Source organism: Winogradskyella echinorum, from assembly GCF_014297365.1.
Classification (GTDB): Bacteria; Bacteroidota; Bacteroidia; order Flavobacteriales; family Flavobacteriaceae; genus Winogradskyella; species Winogradskyella echinorum.
The window spans coordinates 244,436-263,102 of sequence record NZ_JACOQD010000003.1 but is presented as its reverse complement, the minus strand read 5'-3'; the positions used below and the strand labels follow the sequence as shown (position 1 = coordinate 263,102).

Here is an 18,667-nt window from a genome sequence, read left to right as displayed (position 1 = left end):
TTAAAAACATATGCGCTTATTTTATCTCGCAATAGTATTTATATGTCTTGGGACGTTTATATCTCCATCACAAGAAAGACAACAATTGCTATTTAGAGTTATCAATGCAGAAACTAAAAAACCTGTTTCTTATGCAACAATTAGATTCGCCAACAGTAAAAGTGGGACTGTAGCAAATGTTCTAGGAGATTTTAGAATTCCCATTCGTTATAAAAAGGAAAATGATACACTCGTTGTAAGTTGTATAGGTTATAGTACAAAGCGTTTTGTACTAAGTTCTTTAACGGAAAAATCATATCATATACTCATTCTATATCCAAAAACCGAACAGCTTAGTGAAGTTTTTTTAGATACTAAAAAGAAAAAGGAATTAACTGCAAAACAGATTGTAAAGAAAGCTATTGAAAGTATTAAGGATAATTTTCCTGTTGAACCTTTTTCATATATCACTTACTACAGAGATTATCAATTTGTTGACGAAAAATATATTAATTTAAATGAAGGAATAGCGGAGGTCTTTGATCAAGGGTTTTTAACACATAAAATTAGCGACCCTTTGAATACCACGGCATTATATAGTTATGACCTTAATACTGAATTTACTAGAGACACTTTAATAAGTAATTCTATCTATAATGATACAAAACAGATTAAAGATGGGAAAATGGGTACTAGCATAGGTAATGAGTTAACATTATTAAATATTCATAATCCCATAAGAAATTACAAAAGTGGTAGTTTTTCATTTGTTTATATTTTTGAAAAGGACTTTGTTAAAAATCATAAATTCTATAAAAAAGGAGCTATTTTTTTAGATGACGAAGAGCTGTATAAAATTGAATTTTCAGCTCACACTGATTTAACAGGATATGCCTATAAAGCAAATGGATTTATCTATATTTCTAAAGAAGATTTCGCAATACATCGATTCGATTATAAGTTATATTCTGAGTTATTGAAGAATTCAGTTTTTACTGTTGATTTAGAATATAAACGCCAAGAGAATGATAAAATGTATCTCAACTATATAACGTTTAATAATAATTTTTTTATCACAGAAAATAATGCTCTTAAGATTGAAAGTTATAGTTACGACAAAGCTAAACGTTCGTTTATTATGTCCTTTAATAGAGCCTTAGACGTAAAGTCCATTGAAAAAACAAGTAATGTAAAACTCTCTTATAAGGATGAAAAGTTACCAACTTATAGACTAAATTTTATAACACCTACAACCGTTGAAGTAAAGTTTAAGAAGGAGGTTTCAGATTTTTTGAATGCACAAAATATAGCAGATAAAGCCTTGTTTAGTATTAAACTTAAAAATTTTCAAGATCTTCTAGGATTTAAGATGGAAAAATCTAAAGTGAAAGGCTACCAATTTAGAGAAATGTTTATACAGCGTGTATTTTTAAATAACCCTTCAAACTCAAATCTAAAATATGTTGATAAGGCTAAGTCCTTAAAAGAAGCATTTATAAATGACTTTAATGCCGAAGACTATTGGCTTAATTCACCATTAAAAACTACAGATAACTAAGTATAGTTGGTTCTATGGCTAAGAATTTTAATTAAATTGTTACATTTATAAAGATTAATTTTTGAAGAAATGAAATCTGGTTATTTAAAACAAATTCATCCAATATTACCAGTTAAGGATGTAACCAAAGCAGTAGATTATTATATAAATAAACTAGGTTTTAGACTAGCGTTTACTGATACTACAAGCGATAAAGGTTATGCTGGAATAAAAAGAGACGGAATTGAAGTTCATTTGCAATGGCACCATGAGCAAGAGTGGATTATTGGTTTAGACCGACCAATGTTGCGTATTTATGTAGAAAATATTGAAGCATTGTATATTGAGTATAAAACTCAGGCTATTTTTCATGAGCAAACGTCTTTAAAAGAAACATCTTGGGGCACTAAAGAGTTTGCGTTTTATGATATTTATGGAAATGGCTTAACTTTTTACAGAGATTTATGATGTAAAATTGGTGTAATTTTTGATGAGCTATTATTAACTTTTCTAAACTAAAATGAAATATAAACTTACCCTGTTTTTACTTGTCTTACTAAGTTCTACAAATATACTTTTGTCGCAAAATGCTACAGATATCTTATGTAGAATTATAGATTTTGATTCTAAATATCCTGTGTCCTTTGCTACTATAAAATTTGAGATAAATAATAGTGGTGTTATAGCAGACGAAGATGGAGAATTTAGATTACCATTACAATATAAGACAGATGAGAAAGCTGTAATTATCTCTTCTATTGGTTTTGAAACACTCCGTGTTGAAATGAGTACACTAAAACCCAATACGATTAACATTATTTATTTAAATCCTAAAGTAGAAGCCTTGGGTACAGTTATGATATCGGGAAAAATAAAATCGAACACTGAAGTATCTACAGCTGAGCAAATCATTAAGGAGGCCATAAATAGGATACCGAAAAATTACCCGCAATCGCCGCATTCTTATATGGCATATTACCGAGATTATCAATTGGTTAATAATAAATATTATAATCTTAATGAAGCAATTTTAGAGAATTTTGACGCTGGTTTTCAAACTAATAAATTTGGATATTCTGAGAATGTTACTGCCTTATATTCTCATAACTTAAATAAAAAATTTCATTTAGATTCTGTGCTTCTTAAAAGTGTTTATGGAGATTCTAAAATTATAAATAAAGACGAAAGTGCAAAATTTAATACAGCACTAGAAAATGAATTAGAAATACTAAATGGACATAATCCAATTCGTAATTATAACAGACGTAGCTTTTCGTTTGTAGATATATTTAGAAATAACTTTATTGATAACCACCTTTTTAAATTAAAAGAGATAAAGTATTTAGATGGCACACCCTTGTATGAAATTACTTTTGTTTCTAAGGATACCGAAAATGCTAAATTTCAGGCAAATGGTATAATTTACATTGCTAAAACTAATTATGCTATTTATAAGTTTGAATACAGAATGCTGCAAAACGACAAATTCGGTCATTCAAAATCTATAGGTGTTAGTGGTCCAAGAATTTTAGGCTCCTTAGAACGATTAAATACGGTTTATGAAATAAAACTAGAGTATAAAGCTGTAAACGAAAAGATGTATCTTAATTATATGACATTTAATAATAGATTTATAATAAAAGAACCAAATCCGTTTAAGGTTGCAGATTTTGAATTCGATCCTAATGATGAGGCTTTTTACATCACATTTAATAAATCAGTTGATGAAGCTTCTATTCAGCGTAAAAGTAGATTTAAGTTATTATATAATGACAAAAAGCTCATAATAAAAAACATAAAACTTGTAGAATCTAATGTGGTTAAAATTGACGTTATAGATTGGGCTGCAGGTACTAAAGCTGATGTAAAAAAAGTAAAATCAGAAGATTTCTCTTATAAATTAAAAAGAATTAAAGATGTTTCTGGAGTAACTATATATAAGGAATCTAAACTTTTAGGTTATCAATTTAGAGAATTTTTTACTCAAGAAATATTTGAGAATAAGAAACCACCTTCAGAATTAATTTTTGTGAATAAAAGAAAACCTTTATCTGCTACTAATGTCAATAAAATTGGTTTTGATATTGATAAATATTGGGTGAATTCTCCTTTAAAACAAACTAAAGGGGTTGACTAACTTTATTTTTTTCTAATTTTTTTAAAGATGCAAATCATGGTTTAATTATCTTTTTTGTCATCATCTTCTTCATCATTACCTTTTTTTATTTTTAAATATCTAGATACTAAACGCATACCTAATCTAGCAAAAAGGATAACGGCAAATACCATTACAATGTCAAGTCCACTCATTAATCAATGATTACGTTTAAATTTATTAGTCTGTAAAAAGTTAAATAAGTTACAAATAACTTAACCACCATTTATCTTTATTATTGGCTTTATATTGCATGTATTTTTTGCAAATTGGGTATAACATAATAATTACTACAGCCCAAACTACATAGGTTACCCAAAGATCAAAACCAATATTAAATAAATAGCCTTTTTTAAATCGATCAACAGTTAAAACGAGCTCTTGCCAATTTTCACCTAAAACTACAAGTCCAACCATGCCTAAAAGATGAATTAGGTATAAATGAATTATATAATAGAAAAAAGGTACACGTCCAAAGACTAGCATCATATTTGTAAATCGGTTTTTTACCGATTCTATAGTGTATAAAAACAAAAAGGCTGGTCCTAATGTCATTAAGGTATAAATGAGAGATGGTGGATATTTTGTAACATTAAAAAATGATAAAATAGTATATATAAAATTATCTTGAGTTGACCAAGGTTTTAAATCACCATAGACATTAATAAATCTTAAAATAAAGAATAAAACAATGGCTCCAATCCCAAATCTAAGCAACCATGTTTTTCTAATTTTAGAATCGAATCCTTTCTGATAAAAATAACCAAAACAATAACCCAAAATAATAATTCCTAACCAAGGCAGAAACGGATAAGCAATGGCAAGCAAACCATTTCCTTCATTAATCACCTGAAAATTAAATTGGTGCACATAATACCATAATATGGATAATGGTTCTGTACCATGTTGTGTAATTCCGTCGAGTAAATTGTGGCCAAACACAATTATAAGACCTAAGGCTAAAAGTAGTTTTTTTGGCAAGTATATTAGTGCGGCAAGTAGCATCATGCAAATACCAATAGCCCATATCACTTGAAAAATGTGTACGCTAAGACTGATATCGAAGGTCCACGAAAAATTGACCACTGTTAATTCTATAAATACTAACCAAAGCCCTCTTGTAAACAAAAACTTGGAGAGCTTATTTTTAGACGTTTTCTTGCTACCATATAAAAAAGCAGATGTACCTGCCAAGAATACAAATATAGGAGCACAAAAATGAGTAATCCATCGCGTAAAAAATAGCGTAGGAGTTGTAGAATCTAGATTCGTAGGGTCCGCAAACATATACCCAGTATTGGTATAATCTCTTACGTGGTCTAAAGCCATAATAACCATAACGAGACCTCTAAGAATGTCTATAGATTCTATTCTGGTTGATTTGATTGATTTCATGTGTCTTTAATGTTAGGATTAAAAGACTTGAGGAATTTTAAAGGTAGTATTTTTTTATCTATTATAGTTTTTGATTTAAAGAGTTTAAAACGAATCTATTATTTGAGCTAAACTCTCTCTAGTAATTGGCTTAATAATATAATTACTCACTTCTCTATACGTTTTTGCTCTTTCAATATCTACAGGGTCTATTGAGGAACTAACGATATAAAGAACTATTTTTTTGTTACATTTTAATTTTGAAAATTCATCTAAAAATTGCCAACCATCCATAATTGGCATATTGAGATCTAACAGAATCAGCTCTGGTACATTTTCATTAGACTCAATTATTGGTTTTAATCCCTCTAATGCTTCTTTACCGTTATGATAGATAAGAATAGATTCGCAATAATTGTTAAAGTCAAATAATTTTTTTGTGGTGAAAACAAAAATAGGATCGTCATCTATTATACACGTAAGTTTTAATTTTTTCATTTCTTTATATATATTGAAAAAGTGCTACCAAGGTTTTCTTTACTTTGAACTGTAATTTTTCCTCCCATTACTTCTATGTGGTTTTTTGTTAAAAATAAACCGAGACCTCTTGAGTCTTCGTGTTCATGAAATGTTTTGTACAAACCAAAAATCTTGTGCTTGTGCATGTTTAAATTGATGCCTAAACCATTATCTTTAAAATGAAATATGTGATAATCTTCGTTGTTTTCATGTGATATTTCAATCTCAGGATCAATATTTTTTTGTCTATACTTTATAGCATTAGACAATATATTATATACGATACTTTCAAAATATGCCAATATAACATTAATAGTAATGTTCTTATTTATCTCATTTTTTATTGTGACATTATAATCCATTATTTGTCCAGATAAACCTTCTATCCCAATTTCAACAATATCATACGCTTTTACTTTTGTGAATTGCTGATCAATTTCAGTGTTTATAACTGCCACTTCACTAAGGTTTACTATAGTTTCATTGAGGTTATTAGAAGCTTTTAATAATAAAGGATAATAATCGTTTTGTGTAATATTTGGATGCTCAACTGCCATTAAATCTAAAAGTATAGACAAGTTGCCAGAATGCGATCTTAAATTATGTGATACAATATGAGCAAAATTAAGTAACCTTTTATTCTGGCTGTTCGTAGTTTCAAGTAATGATTTTATCCTTGTTTCCGAAGTTTTTGTTTTAGTTATATCTGTAACATGTGCCAAAAAATGAATTGGCTTACCACGATCATTTCTAATTAAGGATACACTAGACCAGCACCAAACACGTTGACCATTTTTTTTAATATAACGCAATTCGTGCTGAAAAACATCTTGATGTCCTTTAAGTAAATTATCTGCAGCATTATTTCCGATATCATGGTAATCTTCATGTACAATATCTTTTATAAATATTCCAATAAGTTCTTTAGTGGTATAGGCTAGAGTCTTTGCAAGCGCTTGATTAGTTCTAAAAATTTTGCCATCTAAATCTACCAATGCCATGCCAGTTGCGGCCATTTCAAAAGAAGCTCTAAACTGTTCTTCTTGTATTTTTATTTTAAGGGCATTATTAGTCTTTTCTGTAATATCCTGAAATAAACCAAATACTTTAATACAGGCACCATCTTTAAAAACAGGATAACCGATAGACCTTACCCATTTCTCAATACCTTTAGCAGTAATTATTTCGAGTTCTACATCAAAGTATTCGCCATGTTCTAGAGCACGCGATAGTTTTTCTTGAATAGTAGAAATGCTCAGTCCAGGTTTATAAAAATTAATAGCTGTCTCGACGTTAGGCTCATAATCGAGTTGAACGTCGTGTATTTTCTTGGTAACATCGCTCCAAGATAACGCATCAGTCTTAGGGTAAAATTCCCAAGTACCTATAACAGCTGCTTCCTGCATAAAATTAAATAGATCCTTATAGTGATCTTTCTCTGCAGAGAGCTTTTTTAGAATTTCATTCATGTTTCACTTATTCGGGTCAAAATCAACAATGATTAACACAAAAAGTAAACTGCTAGGTTAGGGATTTGCAGGTTGAGGTATTAGCAAGAAAGTTCTAAAATAGTTAAATAATGTAAAAAATCGAAGTTTTAAAAGGCTTTTCTATAAAGCAATTTCTATTTGATTGTTTAATATATCATCAAATGTTTCGCGTTTTCTAATAAGTTGTGGCTTACCTTTATGTATTAAAACTTCAGCAGGTCTGTAGCGAGAGTTATAGTTACTAGCCATAGAATAGCAATAAGCACCAGCATTTTTAAAACACAGAATGTCGCCTTCGTTTATTTCTGAAATTCTTCTATTGTTAGCAAAAGTGTCTGTCTCACAAATATAACCAACCACTGAGTAAAAACGTTCTTTTCCTTTTGGGTTAGATATATTTATAATATCATGTTGAGAACCATATAACATAGGTCTGATTAAATGGTTAAAACCAGAATCTATCTGTGCAAATACGGTAGAAGTGGTTTGCTTTACCACATTTACTTTAGCTAAAAACACACCAGCTTCGCTTACCAAGAATTTACCAGGTTCAAAAGCTAAAGTTAAATCTTTGCCATATTCTTTACAGAATTGGTTGAAACGTGTAGATAGTTTTTCTCCTAACTCTTCTATATTGGTTTCTATATCACCTTTTTTATAAGGCACTTTAAAACCAGAACCAAAATCTATAAAGTCTAGATTTTTAAAACTCTTTGCGGTTTCAAATAGAATTTCACTAGCATAAAGAAATACATCAATATCTAAAATATCACTACCAGTATGCATATGAATACCGTTAATATTCATTTTAGTATTTTCAACTGTACGAAGTATTAAAGGTATTTGATGAATTGAAATTCCAAATTTACTATCTATATGTCCAACAGAAATATTAGTATTTCCACCAGCCATAACATGCGGATTAATACGAATACAAACCGGAATATTAGGATGTTTAGCCCCAAATTGTTCTAAGATAGAAAGGTTGTCGATATTAATCTGCACACCGAGTTTAGACACCTCTTCTATTTCTTCGAGAGACACTCCGTTGGGTGTAAAGATGATATTTTCTGGTTTAAAACCAGCTTTTAATCCTAATTGTACTTCTTGTATAGAAACCGTATCAATACCAGAACCTAACGTATTAAATAATTTAAGAACAGAGATATTAGATAAAGCCTTAACGGCATAATTAAGTTTAAGATGTTTTACCTTACTAAATGCATTTGTTAAACGTTTATACTGAGATACAATTTTGTCTGCGTCGTACACATATACAGGACTTCCAAAATCCTTAGCAATTTTTAATAGGGTATTATTAGTCATTCTTTAATATCTTAATTATTCATTTTTTTTGAAGTGCTCAAATGTAAATGTAAACATTATTAAAAACATAAAAATTAAAAAATATTGCTATTTTTACACAAACTGTTAAATAGTTAACAAATTGAAAACAATAGCCTCTTGTGTAGAAGAAATAATAGTGTCTAGTCCTTTTTTAGAAGAAGGCTTGTCTAGAGAAATTATCAACTTTTCTGCTTTAGCAAAAGATTTAAATCAACCTATTTCAGAGATGCTTCGCAAGCCTGTAAAAGATGGTGCCATAATGATGGCTTTAAGACGCTATCAGCAACCTTTAAATCTCGAAAATTCCTTACATCTCAAAAAGGTGTTTAAGAATCTTGGTGATATTACAGTACGTTCAAATTTAAGTGATTTTACGTTTCAGAATTCTGAAACACTGATAGATAGTCATTCTCAAGTCTTAGAAAAGATAAGTACAAATCATCAAATCTTTTATGCTTTTACTCGTGGTATTTTTGAGAGTAACATAATTATATCTACTTCAGAGAGAGACAGTATTTTACAAGCCTTTAAAAAAGAAACACTACTAGGAAAACAAGATAAACTCTCAGCGATTAGTATTTATTTACCAAAAGGTAATTCTAAGATTGCAGGTTTGTATTATCAAATTTTTAAGCGTTTGGCTTGGGAAAAAATCACGTTATATGAAGTGGTTTCTACTACCAATGAGTTTACTATAGTGGTAGAGGATGACTTAGTTGATAGAGCTTTTTCGGTAATTAAACGCTTAAAAGGCTAAAATTATTGAGGCAATTGATCGTTATATATTATATCGATGAATTATTTACACTTAACCAGGCAATAAATAAGAAGATGATTTTTATTTGAGAAACGTTTTAGTATGCTTATTTTTGTGCCACCAATAAATTTCTGATCACAAATGAATTTACACGAATATCAAGGAAAAGAATTATTAAGCAGTTTTGGAGTACGTATACAACGTGGTATCGTAGCCCAAAGTGCTAAAGCAGCTGTAGATGCAGCTAAACAATTAACAGCTGAAACTGGTACAGGTTGGCATGTTATAAAAGCCCAAGTTCATGCAGGTGGACGTGGAAAAGGTGGTGGAGTTAAACTAGCTAAGAATCTTCAAGAAGTTGAAGAAATAGCAGGAAACATCATCGGTATGGATTTAGTAACACCTCAAACTTCTGCTGAAGGAAAGCGTGTACACCAAGTATTAGTTGCCGAAGATGTGTATTATCCTGGTGATAATGAACCAGAGGAATATTACATGTCTGTACTTTTAAATAGAGGAACTGGAAAAAACATGATTATGTATTCTACTGAAGGTGGAATGGATATTGAAACGGTTGCTGAAGAAACTCCACATTTAATATTTACTGAAGAAGTGGATCCTGCATTAGGGTTATTAGGATTTCAGGCACGTCGTGTAGCATTTAACTTAGGTTTATCTGGTGCTGCGTTTAAAGAAATGACCAAATTTGTATCTGCTTTATATACAGCTTATGTAAAGTCTGATGCCTCTTTATTTGAAATCAACCCGGTTTTAAAAACAAGTGACGATAAAATTTTAGCCGTAGATTCTAAAGTAACTTTAGATGATAACGCCTTATACAGACATAGAGATTTAGCAGAATTACGCGATTTACGTGAAGAAAATCCTATTGAAGTTGAAGCAGGTGCTTTAGGTTTAAACTACGTGGATTTAGACGGAAACGTAGGTTGTATGGTAAATGGTGCTGGTTTAGCAATGGCAACTATGGATTTAATTAAGCAAGCAGGTGGTGAGCCAGCTAACTTCTTAGATGTTGGTGGTACTGCTGATGCGGCTAGAGTAGAAGCTGCTTTTAAAATTATATTAAAAGATCCTGCAGTAAAAGCTATCTTAATCAACATCTTTGGTGGTATTGTTCGTTGCGACAGAGTTGCACAGGGTGTTATAGATGCTTATAAAAATATGGGTAACATTACAGTGCCAATCATTGTACGTTTACAAGGAACAAATGCAGACATTGCTAAAGAATTAATTGATAATTCTGGATTGGATGTAATGAGTGCTACTGAATTTCAAGAAGCAGCAGATAAAGTACAAGCTGTGCTTTCTTAAGGTATAGTAAGTATTAAATTTTATATAAAAATGCGCCTTTTTTAAGGCGCATTTTTTATTTGTTCTAATGTTAATTTATTGCTAATCAACGTTAAACAGTGTTAACAAATGTAACTTTCATAATTATTACTAGTCTATTAAGTATCAATCTTATAAAACGAATAATTATGAACAAATTAAAAATGTTAGTACTAGTCGTAGCAATTGCGTTTAGTAGTGTGATTTCAGCAAGCACAAACCCGATTAAAGATGCTGAGCCAACTTCAATTAGTAAAACTGTTGGAAAATTATTGGAAAACCCAGATTTTCAATTAAACAAAGATGTTGAAGCGATTGTAAATATTTTCGTTAATGAAAAAGACGAAATGGTAGTTGTATCTGTAGAGACAGATAACAAGGCTGTAGAAAAGTTTATTAAGAATCGCTTAAACTACAAGAAGTTATCTAAACAAACTACAAGTAAATCATTTAAGGTACCAGTTAAGCTAGTAGAGTCTATTTAAATACTTGTATCTTTTATTACAATATAAAAGAGCAACATTAGTCGTTGCTCTTTTTTTGTTTTGGCTTGTTAGAATTATCTTTTTTAGGCATTGGTCCTCTTAAATGAATTATTAAGCCATTGAGAAAATTTCTAAGAATTTGATCTCCACATTCCATATATTTTGGATGATCTTCTTTTCTAAAGAAGGCATTGAGCTCACTTTTAGAAATTCTAAAATCTACTAATTCTAAGATTTTTACAATATCGTCATCTCTTAGTTTGTGTGCTACTCTTAATTTTTTGAATATGTCGTTGTTTGTCATACTTTAGTTGTTAGTTGTTAGTTGTTAGTTGTTAGGTATTGGTATGCAGTATTAAAATTCTCACCCCATAATTTTTCGTTATGTTTTCCTCCTTCAATAATCTTGCTTTCTATTTGGTTTTCTTTTACACCTTTAGATTTTAGTAATGTTATCATTTCCTCTAATTTCGGAATCATAGTTTCACCTTCGTCTGTGCCAGCTAGAAAATAAAATTTAGATGATTCAGGTATTTCTGTAGATTCAACTAAATTAAAAATTTCTGGGTTTATCCAAAATGCAGGTGAAAACACTCCGGCTTTTCCAAAAGTATCAGGATATTTTATAGTACCGTAAAACGAAATTAATCCACCTAACGAAGAACCAAACAACGTAGTGTTATTGGCACCAGTCTTTGTCTTATAAGTGGTATCTATATGAGGCTTTAGTGTGTTTTTAATAAAGGTTAAGTAGGTATCACCTTTACCACCTCCATATTTTTCATGCTTATAAGGCGTGAGTTCTTCTATGCGTTTTTCGTTACCATGTTCTATGCCTATTATAATACTTTCGTTTTCGGTTAAAGTATCCAAATATTCATCGACTTGCCATTCTCCTACATATGACGATTTAGTATCAAATAGGTTTTGTGCATCGTGCATATAGACTACTGGATAGCGTTTTTCAGAATTTTTATAATTTTTAGGTAAATACACCCAAATAGTTTTTAGAGTGTCTAATTGAGGCGCAGCAATGGTAAATTTTGTAACCTGCTTAGAAGCAGGGCTTTGAGCGTTAGATGTATTTAAAATACATACCAAAAATAATAAGTAAATAAACTTAAATCTCATAGTGTAATTATGGCGCCGACTTGATAAACGTTTAAAAAAACCGACTAAATACTAATAATTTTTCGACAAGATACATTATATCAACGACAATAAAATAATACATCTATCTAACTTTACAATATAAAATAATCCCCTCGACGACATGATAAATCGTGCTGAAAAACTGAGCTTGTTATCAGAAATGATAGCTTTCGCCCAAACAGATGAAAATATAAGATCCATTGAATATAACTTCCTATTTAGTATAGCTAAACAATTAGATATATCTAAAGAAGATTTTGAATATCTTTTTGAACACCCAGTAACATATGTGCATTTAAAATCGCATAGCGAGCGTATTGTTCAGTTTCATAGACTTGTACTTTTAATGAATTTAGATCATAAAATTTCACCCAAACAATTGGTAAAGATTCATAATTTTGGATTAAGAATGGGTTTAAGTCATGAGTCCATAAACCGTGTTTTAGATTTAATGGATAGTTTTCCTAATAAAGTTGTTCCACCAGATTTTTTAATTGATATATTTAAAGTTCAATACAACTAAATTTGACTTATGTTAGGTGCTGATGTGTTTATTTATGGATGTGTTTAGAGTTAGGTAGTTTCACTAATCACTAATCACTAATCACTAATCACTAATCACTAATCACTTCACCTTCAACTTTTCCAATTTCTCTTGATAAGCCGTAATTAAGTCTCTAAAACGTGCTGCTTCCATAAAATCTAAGGCTTTAGCAGCTTGTTCCATCAGCTTACGATTTTCTCTTATTTTCTTTTCGAGTTGACTCTTTGTTAAGTATTCACTTTCTGGTTCGGCAGCAATTTTTGCATCTAACTCTGTTCTGTATGTACTCACAGAATTTTTTGCTAATGCGCTATCCAAACTTTTATTTAAGGCTTTAGGTACTAGATTGTGTTTAGTGTTATAAGCAATTTGTTTCTCTCGACGATATTCGGTTTCATCAATTGTTTTTTGCATGCTTTTTGTAATCTTATCAGCATACATAATGGCTTTTCCGTTAAGGTTTCTTGCAGCTCTACCAACAGTCTGTGTTAGAGAACGCGTAGAGCGTAAAAAACCTTCTTTATCTGCATCTAAAATGGCTACCAATGATACTTCAGGTAAATCTAAACCTTCACGGAGTAAATTCACTCCAACCAACACATCGAAAATGCCTTTTCGCAAATCTTGCATTATTTCTACACGCTCTAAAGTATCAACATCACTGTGAATGTAACGACAACGAATAGAAATTCTGGTTAAGTATTTTACTAATTCTTCAGCCATTCGTTTGGTAAGCGTAGTCACTAAAGTACGTTCATCTTTTTCTACTCGATCTTGAATTTCTTCAATTAAATTATCGATCTGATTTAAACTAGGACGTACCTCAATGATAGGATCTAATAATCCTGTGGGCCTGATAATTTGTTCCACATAAACACCATCGGTTTTTTGCATTTCATAATCCGCTGGTGTTGCAGAAACATAGATGACTTGGTTTTGAAGGGCTTCAAATTCTTCAAATTTTAAAGGTCTATTGTCCATTGCAGCTGGTAAACGAAAACCATAATCCACTAAGTTTACTTTTCGACTTCTGTCACCACCATACATGGCATGTACTTGCGAAATGGTCACATGGCTTTCATCAACAACCATTAAATAATCATCAGGAAAATAATCCAATAAGCAGAATGGTCGCGTACCTGGAGCTCTACCGTCTAAGTATCTCGAATAGTTTTCAATACCAGAACAATAACCTAGTTCCCGTATCATTTCTAAATCGAATTCGGTACGTTCTTTTAGTCGTTTAGCTTCAAGATGTTTTCCTATTTCTTTAAAATAGTCGTATTGTTTTACTAAATCATCTTGAATGTCTTTTATCGCGCCATTCAACACATCTGGCGAAGTTACAAACATGTTGGCAGGATAAATATTCAATCTGTCGTAACGTTCTATAACTTCATTGGTTTGGACATCAAACACTTCAATTTCTTCTATCTCATCTCCAAAAAAGTGAATGCGATAAGGATTGTCCGCATAACCAGGAAACACATCTACTGTATCTCCTTTAATTCTGAAATTACCATTTTTAAAATCAGCTTCCGTTCTGGAATAAAGACTTTGTACTAATTGGTGTAATAATTTTGTGCGCGAAATAACCTGATCTCTTTCTAATGTAATCACGTTTTTTTGAAACTCTACCGGATTACCAATACCGTATAAACAAGACACAGAAGCCACAACGATTACATCTCTACGACCAGAAAGTAGGGAAGAGGTAGTGCTTAATCGCATCTTCTCAATTTCCTCGTTAATGGATAGATCTTTTTCTATATAAACTCCAGAAACAGGAATGTAGGCTTCTGGTTGATAGTAATCGTAATACGATACAAAATACTCTACAGCATTTTCTGGAAAGAACTGTTTAAATTCTGAGTAGAGTTGAGCAGCCAAAGTTTTGTTATGGGCCAACACTAAAGTTGGTCGTTGCACTTCTTCAATAACATTAGCAACTGTAAAGGTTTTACCAGAACCTGTAACACCTAAAAGTGTTTGGTACTTTTCGTTACTTTCTACACCACCAGCCAGTTGTTTTATGGCTTGTGGTTGATCTCCTGTTGGCTCAAACTCTGACTTAATTTTAAATCGCATAAGGCAAAGTTACGATAAAGCGATTATATTTTACTGTTCTGTAATTTTCAATTCTGTTAAAAGATTTTTAATAGAACTGAACTCTAATTTTAATAGATAAATATCCTTTTTTTGATTTTCAATAAGTCTATTTTGTTCTTTTATAGCATTAATTAGAACAGGAATTAATTCTGTATAACTTACACCCAATGTCTTTAATTCATCATCTTTACACGTTACAATTTCACCAATTATAGTTTGAACATCTTGAGCAATAAGACCTAATGATTTTTTTTGTTTTTCTTGATTTTTCCAAAAGTATTGTTTGGGTTGTAGCTGTAATATTTCTTTTAAGCCATAATCTAGATTTTCAATACTAGTTTTTAAACGTCTATCACTATTGTGAATTACAGAGTTGTTGATTCTAACAACACCATTTTCATTTACAGAAAAAACATTATTATTTTCACCATCTCTAATAAAAAAAGAACTAGTGTTAACAATACTACCAAAATTATCATGGTCTAATTGAATCACCACAGCATCATTACTTCTCAAATATATATCACTACCTGAATATCTATAATCAGAAGCTATGATTCCGTCGTCGTTATCATTAGAACCAGAATTGCCTCCAAGGATAATATCAGGATTACTACTATTAGATGATGTTGCGAAAACACCTGTATCTTCACCTAAAAAGTAGCCACCTTGATAATCTGATGTAACAGCAATCCCAATATTATTAGCATTAGTTATATTTATCCCAATAAGAGAAGGTTCATCGATTACTATTCCGTATGATGGATTTGGAATGACTAAGCCTATATAATCGGCATTAATAGTATGTTGTCCATTTTTATAAACGGTTAATGCATTACTTCTATTGCTAGCGTTAGATCCATTTCCAATTTCAAAAAGAGGATCTAAAGGTTGCCATGTAGTTGATGATCCACCACCAATATTGTGACGTCCTATTGCCGTTGATGCATACGATGCTGCTGTAGTTCTATATCCCATCGCTGTAGTGTGAAACCCAGATGCTTCAGTATTGAATCCTGTAGCAATAGCGTTTAAGCCAGACGCTATTGTATTACCTCCTGTTGCAGTGGCATTTATACCAGAGGCTTCAGTGTCATATCCCATTGCCGTAGAACGAGGACCTGAAGCCTCAGTTTCTAAACCCATTGCAGTAGAATTTGTAGATGACGCTGTTGTATTTTGGCCTGTAGCTACTGAATAATTGCCAGTTGCATCAGTATTACTACCTGTAGAAAATGCACTTTGACCAGAAGCAAAGGTATCTCTTCCTATTGCCACAGCATAATCATTAGTCGCAAAGGCATCATCTCCCATAGCTATGGAATTATTGCCTTGAGCTTCAGATGAATCACCAAAAGCAAAAGAGAAGTTTCCTTGAGCTTCGGTACCACTTCCCATCGCAACAGAATTTGCTCCTGTAGCTTCAGTATTTCTCCCAAATGCAGTCGAATTTGCACCAGATGCAGTTGTGTTCTGTCCGATTGCTACGGCGTACTCATTAGAAGCAGTAGTATTGTTTCCTAGGGCAATGGCACTATTTCCAGAAGCTTCTGTTTCTGTTCCCATTGAAATAGCATAGGAGCTAGAGGCGATTGATAAGTGTCCAAGAGCTATAGTATTATCACCAGAAGCAGAACTATTTCTCCCAGAAGCTAGCGAATAATCGCCAAGAGCTTCAGTATTAAAACCTAAACTTGTTGAGTAATCTCCTGCAGCTTCAGTATTGTAACCCATGCTTGTAGTATAATCACCTGTAGCTTCTGTAAAGAAACCTGTTGCAAATGAGTTTAATCCTAAAGCTCCTTTATCTATAAGACCGGAATTACTAAAACTAAAATCCACAGCATTTTCTCCAATGTTACCATAAAAAACTTCTGGTCTATCAACTAAACGCCAACCAATGCCATTACCTTCATCTATAGCTTCAAGACCTTTTACATTAGCTGCTTTTTTAGCATGCAATGCATAAGGTACAGCAGAAAACTGTACAGTTCCTAGGTTTATGAAACCAGAACCCGAATCTATTTGAACATTTAAATAATGATTATCATCTCCCCATTTTATCTCATCGAAAATACCGCTGATAATTGTGCCTTCTCCTATGATTACAATGATGATTCCGTTATCATCGGTTGATGGCGAATGTGTTTCTTCATAGATATTGGTTTGTGCATCGCTTTCTAAAATTTTAAATTTTATATCTACCGAAGCGTTGACTATTGCATTTCCTAAATCATCCTTAATAAGTGCTTTGTAGTTGATGCCGTTTTGGGTATATCCTACCACTGAAACTAAGAGGAGTACTAAAAGTATATATCTTTTCATCTTTTAAGTTTTTTATTGGTTTACTACAATCGTAGCATTTTATTGCTTAATCATTTTTAAAGTCTTTAATGTTTTATCTAATTGTAATTTTAGAACATAGATGCCTTCAGAAAATGAGGTCGTATTAATGGTGATATGATTTGCGTTAGTCTGGTATTGTGAATACAGTAGTTTCCCATGCATATTATAGAGCTGTACATTAAAATGTTTATTTATGTCCTTTAAATCTATATGTATTTGAGTAGTTACAGGATTAGGATATACTGTTAATTTATCTTGAAGGTTGACAGTTTCAAGATTTAAAATATTGTCATTAGAAAACAAACGAACATGCCCTGTATTAGAACCATTACCATCATTGAGATAGGCACCTATAGCTATAATGTTGCCATTTGCACTTAAGCTTACTGAGTTACCGGAACGATCTTGTGATGCTTCACCATCAATATCGGCATCGATTTGTTGCCAATTGCCCGATTGATTTTTAAAGATTCGGGTATGACCAGCATCTAATGTAAAATCACTATTATAACGTGCTCCAACTGCAAGAATAGTGCCTTCTGCATTTAGACTTACCGAAAAACCAAATTCATCATCAATAGCTTCTCCATCAATAGCACTACCAATTTGCGTCCACGTATTGGCTAAATTTTCGAAAACACGTACTTGACCAATACCAGCATGATCTAATGCACCTACTGCAAGAATATTACCTTGATCGTTTAAACTTATTGCACTTCCGAATTTATCATTTAAAGCCACACCATCTATATCTTCTCCTATTTGAACCCAAGTATCAGTTTCGAAAGTATAAACTCTTACTTGGCCTGCACCTTGTGCCGCATCATTATTGTTTGGTGCGCCAATGGCCACAATGCTTCCGTCCGCACTAAGACTTACTGCAATTCCTGAATTATCTTCAGGATTTTCACCGTCAATATCATTACCAATTTGCACCCAATTACCACTTTGATTTTCATATACACGTACTTGTCCATAATTACTACCTACATTTTCCACTAAACCATTATCTGGTGCGCCTATTGCTAAACGATTTCCATCATCACTAAGACTTACAGAATAACCTGAATGATCGCTAAAAGCTTCACCAATAATATTGTTTCCTATCTGTACCCAATCATTACCTTGAAAATTATAAACTCTTACATGGCCAGCCTCAAATCCGTTATCATTATTATCAGGTGCACCTATAGCAATTGTATTGCCATCTCCACTAATACTTACTGAAAAACCAAATTGGTCGCTTGCAGCAACACCATTAATGTTATTCCCTTTTTGTTGCCAAGTATTAACATTGTTTTCAAAAATACGTACGTGTCCAGATGCTGAACCATTAGCATCATTATAAGGTGCACCAACAATGACCGTATTTCCATTAGCACTTAAACATACAGACCAGCCTGATTGATCATTTATAGCTTCTCCATCAATATCATTTCCTATTTGCATCCATTGTGCTGATAAAAGGAAAGAACTAAACAAGAGAAAGAAAAGCAATATTGTGTATTTTAAATTCATGATAA

The 18,667-nt window shown here is 31.8% G+C and carries 17 protein-coding genes; 7 read left to right on the top strand and 10 right to left on the bottom strand.

Annotated features, from left to right (window positions below):
* The first annotated feature begins 10 nt into the window (after window positions 1-10).
* The 3 genes from H8K90_RS12925 (at window position 11) to H8K90_RS12915 (ending at window position 3,653) form a co-directional block, all read left to right on the top strand.
* Window positions 11-1,537 carry a carboxypeptidase-like regulatory domain-containing protein gene (locus H8K90_RS12925; protein WP_186846405.1) on the top strand — a complete coding sequence of 509 codons (1,527 nt, stop codon included), beginning with the start codon at window positions 11-13 and terminating at the stop codon, window positions 1,535-1,537.
* Window positions 1,538-1,606: 69 nt separating this feature from the next.
* A complete protein-coding gene (locus H8K90_RS12920; protein ID WP_186846404.1) occupies window positions 1,607-1,984 on the top strand; it encodes a glyoxalase superfamily protein in 378 nt (125 codons plus the stop codon).
* Window positions 1,985-2,036: 52 nt separating this feature from the next.
* Window positions 2,037-3,653 (top strand): peptidase associated/transthyretin-like domain-containing protein, encoded by a 1,617-nt coding sequence (locus tag H8K90_RS12915; protein ID WP_186846403.1) that lies wholly within the window; start codon window positions 2,037-2,039, stop codon window positions 3,651-3,653.
* 41 nt (window positions 3,654-3,694) lie between these two features.
* On the opposite strand, the gene H8K90_RS17020 is transcribed toward H8K90_RS12915, so the two are convergent.
* The 5 genes from H8K90_RS17020 to lysA form a co-directional block, all read right to left on the bottom strand.
* The gene (locus H8K90_RS17020; protein WP_261799354.1) at window positions 3,695-3,826 is read right to left on the bottom strand and encodes a hypothetical protein; all 132 of its coding nucleotides are present in this window, start codon (window positions 3,824-3,826) and stop codon (window positions 3,695-3,697) included.
* A 49-nt stretch (window positions 3,827-3,875) separates the two neighbouring features.
* Window positions 3,876-5,066: a DUF1624 domain-containing protein gene (locus tag H8K90_RS12910; RefSeq protein WP_186846402.1), complete on the bottom strand. Its 1,191-nt coding sequence runs from the start codon at window positions 5,064-5,066 to the stop codon at window positions 3,876-3,878.
* Window positions 5,067-5,150: 84 nt separating this feature from the next.
* A complete protein-coding gene (locus H8K90_RS12905) occupies window positions 5,151-5,543 on the bottom strand; it encodes a response regulator (protein ID WP_186846401.1) in 393 nt (130 codons plus the stop codon).
* On the bottom strand, window positions 5,540-7,033 hold the full coding sequence (locus H8K90_RS12900) for a sensor histidine kinase (RefSeq protein WP_186846400.1): 1,494 nt from the start codon (window positions 7,031-7,033) through the stop codon (window positions 5,540-5,542). The genes H8K90_RS12905 and H8K90_RS12900 overlap by 4 nt, the downstream gene beginning before the upstream one ends.
* A 141-nt stretch (window positions 7,034-7,174) precedes the next feature.
* Window positions 7,175-8,380, bottom strand: a complete 1,206-nt coding sequence (gene lysA / locus H8K90_RS12895) for a diaminopimelate decarboxylase (protein WP_186846399.1) — start codon at window positions 8,378-8,380, stop codon at window positions 7,175-7,177.
* Between the two features lie 121 nt (window positions 8,381-8,501).
* Here lysA and H8K90_RS12890 point away from each other — a divergent pair, with 121 nt between their 5' ends.
* From H8K90_RS12890 to H8K90_RS12880, 3 genes are all read left to right on the top strand, one after another.
* Complete coding sequence (locus H8K90_RS12890; RefSeq protein WP_186846398.1) at window positions 8,502-9,158, top strand: hypothetical protein; 657 nt, start codon at window positions 8,502-8,504, stop codon at window positions 9,156-9,158.
* Window positions 9,159-9,299: 141 nt separating this feature from the next.
* Window positions 9,300-10,490, top strand: a complete 1,191-nt coding sequence (gene sucC, locus H8K90_RS12885) for an ADP-forming succinate--CoA ligase subunit beta (RefSeq protein ID WP_186846397.1) — start codon at window positions 9,300-9,302, stop codon at window positions 10,488-10,490.
* Window positions 10,491-10,657: 167 nt separating this feature from the next.
* Window positions 10,658-10,993, top strand: a complete 336-nt coding sequence (locus H8K90_RS12880) for a hypothetical protein (protein ID WP_186846396.1) — start codon at window positions 10,658-10,660, stop codon at window positions 10,991-10,993.
* Between the two features lie 37 nt (window positions 10,994-11,030).
* On the opposite strand, the gene H8K90_RS12875 is transcribed toward H8K90_RS12880, so the two are convergent.
* Together H8K90_RS12875 and H8K90_RS12870 are read right to left on the bottom strand one after the other, a co-directional pair.
* On the bottom strand, window positions 11,031-11,297 hold the full coding sequence (locus H8K90_RS12875) for a DUF1456 family protein (protein ID WP_186846395.1): 267 nt from the start codon (window positions 11,295-11,297) through the stop codon (window positions 11,031-11,033).
* A gap of 17 nt (window positions 11,298-11,314) precedes the next feature.
* On the bottom strand, window positions 11,315-12,124 hold the full coding sequence (locus H8K90_RS12870; RefSeq protein WP_186846394.1) for an alpha/beta hydrolase: 810 nt from the start codon (window positions 12,122-12,124) through the stop codon (window positions 11,315-11,317).
* A 142-nt stretch (window positions 12,125-12,266) separates the two neighbouring features.
* Here H8K90_RS12870 and H8K90_RS12865 point away from each other — a divergent pair, with 142 nt between their 5' ends.
* The gene (locus H8K90_RS12865; protein WP_186846393.1) at window positions 12,267-12,668 is read left to right on the top strand and encodes a TerB family tellurite resistance protein; all 402 of its coding nucleotides are present in this window, start codon (window positions 12,267-12,269) and stop codon (window positions 12,666-12,668) included.
* Between the two features lie 102 nt (window positions 12,669-12,770).
* Here the strand turns inward: H8K90_RS12865 and uvrB are convergent, their stop codons facing one another.
* Genes uvrB through H8K90_RS12850 form a run of 3 tightly spaced genes read right to left on the bottom strand, consistent with a single transcriptional unit; the run spans window position 12,771 to window position 18,662 of the window.
* On the bottom strand, window positions 12,771-14,777 hold the full coding sequence (gene uvrB, locus H8K90_RS12860) for an excinuclease ABC subunit UvrB (protein WP_186846392.1): 2,007 nt from the start codon (window positions 14,775-14,777) through the stop codon (window positions 12,771-12,773).
* 30 nt (window positions 14,778-14,807) lie between these two features.
* Entirely contained in the window at window positions 14,808-17,123 is a 2,316-nt protein-coding gene (locus tag H8K90_RS12855; protein WP_186846391.1) for a tail fiber domain-containing protein, read from the bottom strand.
* Window positions 17,124-17,162: 39 nt separating this feature from the next.
* Window positions 17,163-18,662, bottom strand: a complete 1,500-nt coding sequence (locus H8K90_RS12850) for a T9SS type A sorting domain-containing protein (RefSeq protein ID WP_186846390.1) — start codon at window positions 18,660-18,662, stop codon at window positions 17,163-17,165.
* Window positions 18,663-18,667 lie beyond the last annotated feature (5 nt).